The sequence below is a fragment of the Zhihengliuella halotolerans genome (assembly GCF_004217565.1).
Lineage (GTDB): Bacteria > Actinomycetota > Actinomycetes > Actinomycetales > Micrococcaceae > Zhihengliuella > Zhihengliuella halotolerans.
This window is the reverse complement of record NZ_SHLA01000001.1, coordinates 1,421,506-1,432,906: the sequence shown is the minus strand read 5'-3', so window position 1 is coordinate 1,432,906 and position 11,401 is coordinate 1,421,506. Positions and strand designations below refer to the sequence as shown.

The window sequence follows — 11,401 nt, the reverse complement described above, 5'->3', positions numbered from 1 at the left end:
AGTGAAGCGGCCGCTCAGCGGGCGCTCCACCTACTGGAAGGAAAGTCCTTGGCAGAGCAAAAAGGCTGTGTATGGCCCCGCGCCGTCTTGAGCGGCGCGCTCGCAGCCGCTCTCGCGCTCGGGCTGGGAGCAGCCGGCGCTGTGGCGGACGAACTCGACGATCTCAAGCAACAGATCGAGGAGCAGGGCCAGCAGAAGGACAAGATCGAGGGAAAGATCGACGGCCTCGAGACGGATCTGGAGTTCCTGGACAAGGACATCCAGGAGACCGCCGCCAAGTTGCAGAGCCACCAGGCCAAATTGCCGGCGGCTCGCCAGGCGTTGGCCGAGGCTGAGGGGCGCGTGCAGAGCGCCGCCCAGGAGGTGGCCTCGCTTGGCGAGCGCGTCGCTGCTGCTGAGCAGACCCGTGACGACCTCAACCGGGATCTCGAGCAAGATCAGGAGAAGATCGACGAGACGCGGGAGATGATCGGCCAGATCGCGACGCAGGCCTACAAACGCGGTGGCGTCTCGAGCAACCTGAGCCTCATGCTCGACGCCGGCGAGAAGGGCAACCTCGCAGACGGGCTCGATCTCGCGGGGCAGGCGCTGCGGAGCCAGAACGCCGTCCTCAACGACCTCAGCCAGAAGGCCGCCACGGAGCGAAACGCGCAAGCCAGGCTCGAAGCTGTCGAGGAAGAAATCCGCGAACTCAAGGTCGAAGCGGAAGCGGCGCTCGCCCGCGAACAATCCGCGCGAGACGAAGCGGCGGCCAGGAAGCGCGAAGTCGACGAGCTCATCGGTCAGGCTGAGAGTCTGAGTCGCGAGCTCGAGGCGAAGAGACCAGAGATCAAGAGCCAGATCGCCGCGCACGAACAGGAACAGAAGCAGGTCATCTCCGACATCGCTGAGCGGCAGGAAGAGCTCAAGCGCGAGGTCGAGGAGCGCCGTCTTAAAGCAGAGGCGGAGGCCAAGCGGAAGGCCGAAGAGGCGCGCAAGGCGCGCGAAGCGGCCGAACGCGAGCGGGCCAATCAGGAGAAGCAGCGCAAGGCGGCCGAAGCCGAACGTGCAGCGGCGTCAGCCAAGCGCACGGCCGACCGCGAGAACGGGTCGAGCCGGCCGAGCGGATCCAACAGCTCGGGCAACTCGGGTGGCTCCAGCAGCTCGGGCAGTAGTAGCGCCTGGGGACTGCAGAACCCCGCAGCAGCCGGTGCCTACATCACCTCTGGATTCGGTTGGCGTCCGACGCCGGCCGGAACCATCGACTACGGCGGCGCCGGCGGCTACCTGCACGCCGGAATCGACTACGGCTTCGGCGGCGCGTGCGGGCGCCCGATCTATGCTGCGGCCGGGGGCGAAGTGTGGTTCTCGGGCTGGGGCGGAAGCTCCGGCAACAAGGTCACGGTCAGCCATGGAGTCGTGCGCGGGAACGCGCTGGCGACGAACTACCACCATATGTCCTCGATCGCCGTTCGCAACGGACAGCAGGTCTCCAAGGGGCAGGTCGTCGGCTATGTCGGCACGACCGGAAACTCGACCGGTTGCCACCTGCACTTCGAGACGATTCTGAACGGCCAAGCCGTCAACCCGCTGGGTCTGCTCTGACTCTACCCGTAGTCCCCGTAGCGTAGGATGGAGGTTCTGCCGTCCGGAGCTCGATGCTGAAAGGGGAGGTGCCGTGGCCAAGAAATCAACCGCCAAAGATCCGGCGAATCACGTCATAGCGTCCAACCGCAAGGCGCGCCATGACTTCACCCTGCTGGATACTTTCGAGGCGGGCATGGTCCTCACCGGGACCGAGGTCAAGTCGCTGCGCGAAGGGAAGGCCTCCCTGGTCGATGGATTCGCGCAGTTCTACGGCGACGAACTCTTCATCGAGCAGATCTACATCCCCGAGTACCTCAACGGGTCGTGGACCAACCACACGGCGCGGCGCCGGCGCAAGCTGCTGCTGCACCGGCAGGAACTGACGAAGATCCAGCGGGAACTCCAGGACAGCGGCAACACTATCGTCCCGCTACAGCTGTACTTCAAAAGCGGCCGCGTGAAGATCGAAATATCGGTCGCACGGGGCAAGCGCGAGTTCGATAAGCGGCACACGCTGCGAGAGAAGCAGGACAACCGAGAAGCGCTGCGCGCGATGCGCGAGCGCAATCGGCGCAGTGCCTAGGGAATGAAATCGTGCTGATAGTGCGTTAGACTGAGTACTTCCGGAGTTCAGGCTTCGGGATCGTGGCGGGTGACCGTCATTGGCAACAAAATACGGGGATGATCGGTTTCGACGATGTGAGTCGCGTCAGGAGAAGCGGGCCGAGGATGCAGAGTTATCTCGAAAACGCCCTCTGCAAACCAATAAGTGCCGATTCTAAGCGCACTGACTTCGCTCTCGCTGCCTAAGCAGCCAGACAGTCCGTCAGCCAGGGTATGCTATCGCCCCTGAGCCTGGCGTCGATTAGATAGCCACTGCTGAGCACATTCGTCGCTGATGTGCTCGGGACTTTTAGGCGACTGTGCCCAGGGATGCAAGCCGCTCGTCTGCGAGACGGCTTATGGGGCAGAGAAATCCCACAGCAGACTGCGCCCGGAGAAGACCAGGCAACACCTCATCGGACGCGGGTTCAATTCCCGCCATCTCCACGAACAACCCGCCCAGGCAATGCGCCTGGGCGGGTTTTTTGTTGCCCGGATCGCCGCGGCAGGTCGCGGTTGGGCGGGAGACAACGTCGTCCGGCGCCCCGGCGACGCCAGGTTGCCGCTACTCGCCGGGCACATGCATAGAATGTAACGACGAGGCCGTCGAACATCGTCCGAGGAAGGACCGCTTTTCGTATGACCAAGACCGTCAACGCGCTCGCATTCCTGCTCGAAGTCGCCCTGATCGGCGCGATCGTGATGTGTGCGATGGCGGTATGGGACCTCGAACCGGTCACAGCACTGGCCGTTGCGGGGCTTCCCGCGGCGATCCTGACGGCCGTATTCCTCACGTCGACCTCCAAGTTCCGGCTGCGCTGGCCACTACGTCCCCTGCTCGCGCATATGCTTTTCGTTGCTGGCGCGGCCGCGCTGATCGGACTGGGGCATCTTACCTTCGGGTGGATCTTCCTAGCACTGGCCCTGGTCAGCGTTGGGCTGACGTGGCGCCTGCGCGCCACGCTGAACGCGCCCGCGAAGAAGCAACGCGGTGCACAAGAAGACGGCGGCGCTGGGGCAACGATTCCGCAGCCGAGCGGACGTCGGGCTGCCCGGTAGCACTCCGGCCCGGGGCAGAGCGTGGGTCTCTACCCGGACAGAAGTGTGAACGTGAGCCACCCGAGGGCGGCCGCGGCATACCCGAGAACCAGATTGACCGCGACGTTGAGTCCGGCCCAGCCGTAGCGCCCCGCGAGCCACTCCCTCATCGTCGCGACGCCGAACGAGCTGTAGGTGCTGAGTCCTCCGCAGAGCCCGACAGCCAAGACGATCTGGACGTCGTGTCGCAAGCCCGAGGTCAGTGTCGCAGCCATGACCGCGCCCAGAACGAGTGAGCCGGCGACGTTGGCGCACAACGTCCCCAGCGGAACGGGCGTCGGCTGGGGACGGTTGAGAGCTAGATCCAGCCAGACGCGCACGACGGCGCCCGCGGCGCCGGCCACCCCGACAGCCAAGGCGAGCAACAGGGCGGTCATGGCCCCTCCGTTCCGTCGGATTTCCTATCTCGTGCGAGCTCCGGGCGCGAAGCGAGCTCGATCTTGCGGCCGATGAGCAGGCCGATTCCTGCCGCGGCGCAGGCCGACAGCGCAGTCAGCATCGTGTAGAGGAACAGCAGCCACACATCGCCGGCTCCGGAGAGCGTCGCGATCGGCAGCACGACGGCGACAGCCGAGAACGTCGTAAACGAGCCGAGGAAGCCGCCTGCGACCGCCAGCCGCACGGTACCCGTTCCAGATGCATGCAGGCGTCCGGCGGTCTCCCACCAGCCGGTGAGAGTTCCCAGCGCGAGGCATCCGAGGATGTTCGCGGTGAACGTGCCCCAGGGCAGCGAGGCGGCACCGGACGCGAGCGGCCCGTTGGAGCCATCGAACGCGAGGAAGAGCCCGTAGCGCAGCAGGGTGCCCGCGAAGCCGGCGGCCGCGACTGCGCCGAGGGCGCGCAGCGGGAAGAGGGTGGTGCGCTCGGCCGTTCCGCTCACCCGTCAGCCCTGACTGCGGTCGGTGCGACCCAGATGGCGGCGGCGTCGTCGTCCGTGAGGCCGTGTCTGCGTGTGTCCAGCGTTGCGCCGGGAACGATGCCCTTGGCCGCGCAGGTGCGCAGCAGGGACGGGTCGACGTCGCTGATGCGCACGACGACGGCGGCGGCCTCCGGGGCGCGGTCCAACCTCGTCGCGTCGGGAATCCGCGACTCCCCATCGGCGGTCGGGATCGGGTCGCCGTGGGGGTCGTTGACGGGGTGGCCCAGCAGGGCGTCGATGCGGTTGATGAACCGCTCCGAGACCGTGTGTTCGAGGACCTCCGCCTCGTCGTGTATCTCGTCCCAGGCGTAGCCGAGCTGGTCAACGAGGAACGTCTCGATGAGTCGGTGGCGGCGGACGATCTTCAGGGCCACCTCCCGGCCCGCATCGGTGAGACTCACCGAGCCGTAGGGAGGGTGGTTGAGGAGACCGCGCGAGACGAGCTTGGCCACCATCGTCGTCGCGGATGCGGGGGAGACTCCGAGCTTGGCTGCGAGCCGGCCGGTGGTGATCTTCTGCTGATCCCACTCGCGGAGCCCGTAGACGACTTTGAGGTAGTTCTCCTCGCTCGGGCTGAACTCGGCCTCCGGCGCGTGCGTGCCGGGCGCCATCAGGCCGCCCTCCGGTGCCGTGCACGGGCGATCATGCCCTGCTCTGGCGCGGCGACGTAGGTGACGGCGAAGAACAGGGCCTGCGCGAGGACGATGGCGGCGCTGGCGGACACATCCAGATAATAGCTGACGTATAGACCGAGTACTGCTGACGCGATGCCGAGCCCGGCGGAGACCAGCAGCATCCGACCGAAGCTGCGCGTCCAGAGAAACGCGGTCGCCCCCGGGATGATCAACATGGCGACGACGAGGATGATGCCCATGGCCTGCAGGCTCGTGACCACCGTCAGGGCGAGGAGCCCGAGAAGCAGAAAATTCAGGGCGCGAGTGTTGATGCCGAGTGCGTGGGCGTGCACCTTGTCGAAGGCGAGCAGCATGAGGTCCTTGCGCAGGTACAGGAGGATCCCGAGAGTGATGACGGCCAGGACACATACCTGGACGAGGTCCGGTGTCGTGACGCCGAGGACGTTGCCGAAGAGGATGTGCCCGAGGTCGACGTCGCTGGGCGTCTTCGAGACGATGGCCAATCCCAGCGCAAACAGGGTGGTGAAAACCACGCCGATCGCGGTGTCTGATTTCAACGCGGTCGTGTTGCGCAGCCCTCCGATGAGGAAGACGGCGCCGAGCCCGAAGACGAGGGCTCCGGCGGCGAAGGGGACGCCGATCAAGTACGAGACGGCGACCCCGGGCAGGACGGCGTGCGAGATGGCGTCACCCATGAGTGCCCACCCCATCAGCACGAGCCAGCATGACAGGACGGAGCAGACGAGTGCGGCCGCTAAGGCGACCGTGAGCGCGTTGCTCATGAAGCCGTAGGCGAAGGGCTCGGTGAGTGCGTTCAGAATGTTCATGCTTCCTCCTGCCGGGGACCGCCGAATGCCTGGGCGAGGTTCGCATCTGTGAGGACGTCGGCGGGTGTTCCGGAGGCGAGGACGCTGTGATGGAGCAGCACTGCCTGGGTGCAGAACGTGGGCACGCCCGCAAGGTCGTGTGTCGACATCAGGATCGTCCGGCCCTCAGCCGTCAGGGACGTCAGCAACTTCATGATGAGCTTCTCCGACGTCACGTCGACCCCAGCAAACGGCTCGTCCAGCAGCATTAGCTCGGCGCCCTGAGCGATGCCGCGGGCGACGAACGCGCGCTTCTTCTGCCCGCCGGAGAGCTGGCCGATCTGGCGCTTGGCGAGCCCTGCGAGATCGACGCGGTCGAGGGCTTCGTCGACAGCGGCCCGGTCGGCCGGGGAGGGCCGTCGGGAGCGCCCCATGTAGCCGTAGCGGCCCATCAGGACGACATCGCGCACACTGACGGGGAAGGTCCAGTCGACGTCCTCGGCTTGGGGAACGTAGGTGATCAGACCCTCCTTCCGGGCCCGTGCCTGGCCGTGTCCGAAGAGGCTGATCTCGCCCCGGTTGGGGTTCACAAGGCCCATCAGCGCCTTGAAAAGCGTGGACTTGCCGCTGCCGTTCACGCCGACCAGGCCGCAAAGCCTGCCCGCTTCGACATCGAAATCGACGCCATCCAGCGCTTTGACGGGCCCGTAGGACACCGTCAAGTCGCGAACGCGGATGACGCTCATTCGTCGTCCTCCGCCGCCCCGTCGCCGAGTCCTGCCGAGATCAGGTCTAGGTCGTAGGCGATCAGGGAGAGGAAGTCTGGCACCGGGCCGTCCGCGTCCGAGAGCGAATCCACGTAGAGCGGACCGAGGAGTTCGGCCTCAGTGGCAGCGGCGACCTGCTTCTGGGCGCCGTCGTTGACGGTGGACTCGCAGAAGACCGCCGGCACGTTGTTGTCCTTGACGAACTCGATCTGGGAGCGGATCTGCTGTGGCGTCCCCTCGACATCGGAGTTCACCGGCCACAGCGAGTGTTCCTGCAGCCCGAGATCGCGCGCAAGGTAGGAGAACGCACCCTCGCACGTGACCAGGGCGGCCCCGTCGGCGGGAAGTTCGGAGGCGGTCCGTTCGGCCAGGGCGTCCAGTTCGTCCTTGAAGTCCTCGCCGTTGGCCGCGAAGTAGTCGGCGTCTTCGGGGCTCAGGTCGCTGAGGGCGGCGACGGCGTTGTCGACGTAGATCTTGGCGGCCGTCGGCGACATCCAGGCATGCGGGTTCGGGCGCCCGGAGTACTCGCCGGAGGCGATGTCGATCGGCTCGACGCCGTCGGAAAGGACGACGTGGGGCACGTCGACGTCCGCGACGAAGCGCTCGAACCACCGTTCGAGGCCGAGTCCGTTGTCCATGACGAGGTCGGCCTCGTGCACGCGGACCAGATCAGACGGGGTCGGCTCGTAGCCGTGGATCTCCACGCCCGTCTTGGTCAAAGACACGACGTCGGCGCGGTCGCCGGCGACCTGGCCGACCAGATCGGCGATCACGCTGAACGTCGTCAGGACGACGGGGCGTTCCTGGTCCCCGGTCGCCGCTGGTGCGTCTGCGGGCGCGCTGCAGCCGCTGAGCGCGAATCCGAGGGCCAGCGTGGTCGCGACCGCAGCGGTGCGCAGAGAACGGAGCCCGTGAACACTTCGAGCCGAGGTGGGGTACGTCGCGGCTTCGGCGCGGGCGCGTCCTCGGGCCGGCACTGAATCAAGATTTTTAGCCATGCCTAAATATTGCCCTTTTGCGGCCCAAGACACAATCCGGCGGTATTGGAAACGACGTCGGCCCGTCACGATGACGACATCGTGACGGGCCGATCGAGTGGCCAGGGGGTGGCGGTCAGTGCCCGTTGAGGACGCTGAGGGTCTCGTCGTGCAGCAGGGAATTGGTGGCGAGTGCGTTGCCTCCGAAGCAGCCGTCCTCACCATCCAAGGAGGTGAAGCGCCCGCCGGCTTCCTGAACGATCGGGACGAGCGCGGCCATGTCGTGCAGGCCCAGCTCGGGCTCGGTCGCGATGTCGACGGATCCCTCGGCCAGCAGGCAGTAGGACCAGAAATCGCCGTAGGCGCGGGTGCGCCAGACCTTGTCGTGCAGGTCGAGCATTCCGTCGAGCTGGCCGCGCTCCTTCCAACCGGTGAGGCTGGAGTAGGACATGGAGGCATCGGCCAGGCTGCCGACCCGGGAGACGCTCAGGCGCGAGGCCCGGGACATGGACTTTCCGGCGTAGGCGCCCATGTCCTCGGCTGCCCACCAGCGCCGGCCCAGCGCGGGCGCGGAGACCAGGCCGACCACAGGGCGCCCCTCGTCCACGAGGGCGATCAGCGTTGCCCACACGGGCACGCCGCGAACGAAGTTCTTCGTCCCATCGATCGGGTCGATGATCCACCGACGGGGACCATGGCCCGTGCTCCCGAACTCCTCGCCGAGGATGGCGTCGCGTGGGCGCGAGCGGCGGAGCTGGCCACGGATGGCCTCCTCGGCAGAACGATCCGCGTCGGTGACCGGCGTGAGGTCGGGCTTGGTGTCGATGGCCAGATCGAGCGCTTTGAAGCGCCCCATGGTCAGCGAATCGACGGAATCGGCCATGACGTGGGCCAGGCGCAGGTCGTCGTTGTAAGTCATCACGTCGGTGGTCATACTTTCCAACCTACCGCAGCGCTAGTGCGAACCGAGTTCTTTGGCCTCTACCTCGTCCTCCGCGCCGAGCAGGCGACGGAAAGAAGACAACCGGTCCGACCCGGAATCCCCGGCCCGTCCCGATTCGACCCACGAGTCGAGCCCGCAGTCCGGTTCCCCGGCCCGGTGCGTGCATCCGCGGGAACAGTCGTCGGCGCCAGGGGCGATGTCTGGGAACGCACCCAGGATGTTGTCGGCTTCCACGAGGGCCAGGCCGAAAGAACGGATGCCGGGCGTGTCGATGATCCAGGTCCCAGACGCGGCCTCCTCGATCCTGAGAGCGAGCGCGGACGACGACGTGTGGCGCCCGCGCCCGGTCACCGTATTGACGCCGCCTGTGGCCCGCTGGGCTCCGGTCAAGGCGTTCACGAGCGTCGACTTGCCGACGCCGGAGTGACCGATGACCGCGCTGACCTTGCCGTCGAGCAACTCGTGCAGTTGAGTCAGTGCCGCCGAGTCGAGCCGGGCGGATTCTCCGTCGGCGGAGCGCGCGTCGGTGCCGCTGGCGGCGTCGCTTGCGCTCCGGCTGATCACGACGTCGAGGTCGACGTGCGCATAGTTCGCCAAGAGGTCTCGCGGCTCCTTCACATCGGCCTTGGTGACGCACAGGATGGGGTGGATGCCGGCGTCGTACGCGGCGACGAGGGCGCGATCGATGAAACCCGTGCGCGGCTCGGGGTTGGCGGCAGCCACGACGATGACGAGCTGGTCCGCGTTGGCTACGACGACTCGTTCGACGGGATCGGTATCGTCGGCGCTCCGGCGCAGGAGGGTGTGCCGATCCTCGATGCGCACGAGACGAGCCAGTGTGTCAGGCTTGCCCGTCGTGTCGCCGACGAGACCGACGAAATCGCCGGGAACAACTGGTTTGCGGTTCAGTTCTCTGGCCCGCGCGGCGATGACGAGTCGTTCCTCCGGAGTTCCCTCATCGACGATCGCCGTGTATCGGCCACGATCGACGGTGACGATACGTCCTTTGACCGCGTCGCTGTGCTTCGGACGCTCCTTGGTGCGTGGTCGTGATCCACGCTTGCTCGGACGGATGCGGACGTCGGACTCGTCCCAGTCGTAGCTATCCCTGGCCATCGGGAGCCCCGGCCGAGTCCACCATCCGCTGCCAGAGTTCGGGGAACTCGGGCATCGTCTTGCTGGTCGTGCCGATATCCTCGACCTCCACGCCGGGTACTGAGAGGCCGAGTACAGCCCCGAACGTGGCCATGCGGTGGTCCGCGTAGCTGTCGACGACGCCACCGTGCAGCGGCAGCGGACGGATGATGATGCCGTCGGCGGTCTCTTCGGCGTCACCGCCGAGACGCTTGATCTCCGAGACGAGGGCCTCCAGACGATTCGTCTCGTGGCCGCGCAGGTGCGCGATGCCGCTGAGCCGCGATTCGCCCTCGGCGAGAGCACAGATGGCGGCGACGGTCGGGGCGAGTTCGGAGGAGTCGGCGAGGTCGATGCCGTCGATCCGCCCCGGTCCGGTGACGGTCAGGGTGCCGTCGGCGAGGTCGACGCGCCCGCCCATCCGTGGCAGGATCTCCCGCCACAGGTCGCCGACCTGGGTTGTCTCGGCCGGCCAGTCGGGGATGCGCACGGTGCCGCCGGTCGCCATGGCTGCGGCGAGGAAAGGCCCCGCGTTGGAGAGGTCCTGCTCGACCAGTACGTCGAAGGCGCGGACGGGCCCGGGCGAGACGGTCCACTCGGTGGGGCCGGTCGTCTCCACTTGGACGCCGACCTCGCGCAGGACGGAGACCGTCATATTGATGTGGTCGAGGCTGGGCACGCTCTCGCCGCTGTGCTCGAGGACGAGGCCGCCCGGCAGGCGGCAGCCGACCAGGAGCAGTGCCGAGACGAACTGCGAGGATTTGCTGGCGTCGATGCGCACGCGTGCCGGGGCCGTGGAGTTCTCCGGAGCCGCAGCGTCGCCGGGGGCGACGATGAACGGCAGGGCGCCCCGGCCGTCGTCGTTCACAGTGAAGCCCAGCTGGCGCAGCGCGTCGACGACGGTGTCCATCGGGCGCACGCGAGCGTGCGGATCGCCGTCGAAACGCGTCGGGCGTCCAGTGAGCGCGGCGACCGGCGGTACGAACCGCATGACCGTTCCGGCGAGGCCGCAGTCGATGTCGACCGTCCCAGGACCGGCTTGAGCGCTCGGTTCGAGGGGGGTGACACGCAGGTCAGGTCCGAAGGCTCCGGTTCCATCGACGGCCTCGATGCGGGCGCCGAGCGCCTCGAGTGCCGCGATCATCAGCGCCGAGTCGCGGGAGTGCAGAGGGTGGCGCAGGAGCGAGGGACCGTCCGCGATGGCGGCGAGGACGAGATAGCGGTTGGTCAGGGACTTCGACCCCGGGACGCGGACGGTGGCATCGACGGGGGAGGAGGCGTAGGGTGCCGGCCAGATCGGGGCAGCTGCGGGTTCGGTGGCGGTCATGCGATCAGCGTCCGAGCACGCCCTCGGCGGACTTCGCCGCGTCCTCGGCCGTGCGTTTCACCGCGCGTGTGACGTCCTTGTTCGTGCGCGCCAGTTGCTTGCGGGCCTCGCGGCTCAGGTGCTGCGCGCGCCAAGCGAGAGACGGCTGGCCGGCGGTGTCTACGCTGGCCAGGAGCACGCCGCCGGCGAGGGAGGCGGACTTCAGCTTCTCTCCGAGAGTGGAGTCGGCGTAGTCATCGGCCGCAGCGACGAGGGAGGACAGCACCAGCGTGGCGGCGGAGAAACGAGGTGCCTTGCCGACGGCGAAGAGGACGCCGGCGGCGACCTGGGTGCCACCGATCGCGCGGGCGATCAGCTCCGGGCGTTCCGCGACGACGGCGGCCTGAGGGAACTTCTCAGCGATCCGATCGAGCGTACGGCGCAACCGGTCAGCGGTCTGTCGCGGCTTCGTCAGCCGTTCGACACCGGTCCAGACGTAGCTGGACGCAAGCAGGGGACGGGCGATCAAACGGACTGCGGACATTCTTCCTCCAACGCTTAAGCCGACATGTCAGTCTCTAGTCTTACATTTTTGTCGCCTGCGCGGGCGAACGCCCCGCCCCGCCTGCGCCCGGCCCGCGGGAATA

At 67.1% G+C, this 11,401-nt stretch carries 13 protein-coding genes and 1 other RNA gene; 4 read left to right on the top strand and 10 right to left on the bottom strand.

Annotation, left to right across the window (positions count from 1 at the left end):
• The first annotated feature begins 48 nt into the window (after window positions 1-48).
• From EV380_RS06415 to EV380_RS06400, 4 genes are all read left to right on the top strand, one after another.
• Window positions 49-1,584, top strand: a complete 1,536-nt coding sequence (locus EV380_RS06415) for a M23 family metallopeptidase (RefSeq protein ID WP_102157800.1) — start codon at window positions 49-51, stop codon at window positions 1,582-1,584.
• 73 nt (window positions 1,585-1,657) lie between these two features.
• On the top strand, window positions 1,658-2,149 hold the full coding sequence (smpB, locus tag EV380_RS06410; protein ID WP_102157801.1) for an SsrA-binding protein SmpB: 492 nt from the start codon (window positions 1,658-1,660) through the stop codon (window positions 2,147-2,149).
• Between the two features lie 94 nt (window positions 2,150-2,243).
• Window positions 2,244-2,619: a transfer-messenger RNA gene (gene ssrA, locus EV380_RS06405) on the top strand.
• 189 nt (window positions 2,620-2,808) lie between these two features.
• Window positions 2,809-3,228, top strand: coding sequence for a YrdB family protein (locus tag EV380_RS06400; RefSeq protein WP_130450126.1), 420 nt, complete (start codon window positions 2,809-2,811; stop codon window positions 3,226-3,228).
• Between the two features lie 29 nt (window positions 3,229-3,257).
• Here EV380_RS06400 and crcB read toward each other — a convergent pair whose 3' ends face one another.
• From crcB to EV380_RS06350, 10 genes are all read right to left on the bottom strand, one after another.
• The gene (gene crcB, locus EV380_RS06395) at window positions 3,258-3,644 is read right to left on the bottom strand and encodes a fluoride efflux transporter CrcB (RefSeq protein ID WP_130450124.1); all 387 of its coding nucleotides are present in this window, start codon (window positions 3,642-3,644) and stop codon (window positions 3,258-3,260) included.
• The gene (locus EV380_RS06390) at window positions 3,641-4,147 is read right to left on the bottom strand and encodes a fluoride efflux transporter FluC (protein WP_130450122.1); all 507 of its coding nucleotides are present in this window, start codon (window positions 4,145-4,147) and stop codon (window positions 3,641-3,643) included. Before EV380_RS06390 ends, crcB begins: the two co-directional genes overlap by 4 nt.
• Window positions 4,144-4,797, bottom strand: coding sequence for a metal-dependent transcriptional regulator (locus tag EV380_RS06385; protein ID WP_130450120.1), 654 nt, complete (start codon window positions 4,795-4,797; stop codon window positions 4,144-4,146). Before EV380_RS06385 ends, EV380_RS06390 begins: the two co-directional genes overlap by 4 nt.
• Window positions 4,797-5,648 carry a metal ABC transporter permease gene (locus EV380_RS06380; protein WP_130450118.1) on the bottom strand — a complete coding sequence of 284 codons (852 nt, stop codon included), beginning with the start codon at window positions 5,646-5,648 and terminating at the stop codon, window positions 4,797-4,799. Before EV380_RS06380 ends, EV380_RS06385 begins: the two co-directional genes overlap by 1 nt.
• Window positions 5,645-6,373 carry a metal ABC transporter ATP-binding protein gene (locus tag EV380_RS06375; RefSeq protein ID WP_130450116.1) on the bottom strand — a complete coding sequence of 243 codons (729 nt, stop codon included), beginning with the start codon at window positions 6,371-6,373 and terminating at the stop codon, window positions 5,645-5,647. The genes EV380_RS06380 and EV380_RS06375 overlap by 4 nt, the downstream gene beginning before the upstream one ends.
• Window positions 6,370-7,392, bottom strand: coding sequence for a metal ABC transporter solute-binding protein, Zn/Mn family (locus EV380_RS06370; RefSeq protein ID WP_207219334.1), 1,023 nt, complete (start codon window positions 7,390-7,392; stop codon window positions 6,370-6,372). Before EV380_RS06370 ends, EV380_RS06375 begins: the two co-directional genes overlap by 4 nt.
• A 115-nt stretch (window positions 7,393-7,507) precedes the next feature.
• Window positions 7,508-8,305, bottom strand: coding sequence for a histidinol-phosphatase (hisN, locus tag EV380_RS06365; protein WP_102157818.1), 798 nt, complete (start codon window positions 8,303-8,305; stop codon window positions 7,508-7,510).
• Between the two features lie 21 nt (window positions 8,306-8,326).
• Complete coding sequence (gene rsgA, locus EV380_RS06360) at window positions 8,327-9,430, bottom strand: ribosome small subunit-dependent GTPase A (RefSeq protein ID WP_102157819.1); 1,104 nt, start codon at window positions 9,428-9,430, stop codon at window positions 8,327-8,329.
• Complete coding sequence (gene aroA / locus EV380_RS06355; protein ID WP_130450114.1) at window positions 9,417-10,775, bottom strand: 3-phosphoshikimate 1-carboxyvinyltransferase; 1,359 nt, start codon at window positions 10,773-10,775, stop codon at window positions 9,417-9,419. The genes rsgA and aroA overlap by 14 nt, the downstream gene beginning before the upstream one ends.
• A gap of 4 nt (window positions 10,776-10,779) precedes the next feature.
• A complete protein-coding gene (locus EV380_RS06350; RefSeq protein ID WP_102157821.1) occupies window positions 10,780-11,298 on the bottom strand; it encodes a DoxX family protein in 519 nt (172 codons plus the stop codon).
• Window positions 11,299-11,401: the final 103 nt, after the last annotated feature.

What these genes read in the sequence shown, in the direction of transcription:
- EV380_RS06400 (WP_130450126.1), top strand. Translation starts at nt 2,809, where the DNA reads ATGACCAAGACCGTCAACGCGCTCGCATTCCTGCTCGAAGTCGCCCTG.
- crcB (WP_130450124.1), bottom strand. Translation starts at nt 3,644, where the DNA reads ATGACCGCCCTGTTGCTCGCCTTGGCTGTCGGGGTGGCCGGCGCCGCG.
- EV380_RS06385 (WP_130450120.1), bottom strand. Translation starts at nt 4,797, where the DNA reads ATGGCGCCCGGCACGCACGCGCCGGAGGCCGAGTTCAGCCCGAGCGAG.
- EV380_RS06380 (WP_130450118.1), bottom strand. Translation starts at nt 5,648, where the DNA reads ATGAACATTCTGAACGCACTCACCGAGCCCTTCGCCTACGGCTTCATG.
- EV380_RS06375 (WP_130450116.1), bottom strand. Translation starts at nt 6,373, where the DNA reads ATGAGCGTCATCCGCGTTCGCGACTTGACGGTGTCCTACGGGCCCGTC.
- EV380_RS06370 (WP_207219334.1), bottom strand. Translation starts at nt 7,392, where the DNA reads ATGGCTAAAAATCTTGATTCAGTGCCGGCCCGAGGACGCGCCCGCGCC.
- hisN (WP_102157818.1), bottom strand. Translation starts at nt 8,305, where the DNA reads ATGACCACCGACGTGATGACTTACAACGACGACCTGCGCCTGGCCCAC.
- rsgA (WP_102157819.1), bottom strand. Translation starts at nt 9,430, where the DNA reads ATGGCCAGGGATAGCTACGACTGGGACGAGTCCGACGTCCGCATCCGT.
- aroA (WP_130450114.1), bottom strand. Translation starts at nt 10,775, where the DNA reads ATGACCGCCACCGAACCCGCAGCTGCCCCGATCTGGCCGGCACCCTAC.
- EV380_RS06350 (WP_102157821.1), bottom strand. Translation starts at nt 11,298, where the DNA reads ATGTCCGCAGTCCGTTTGATCGCCCGTCCCCTGCTTGCGTCCAGCTAC.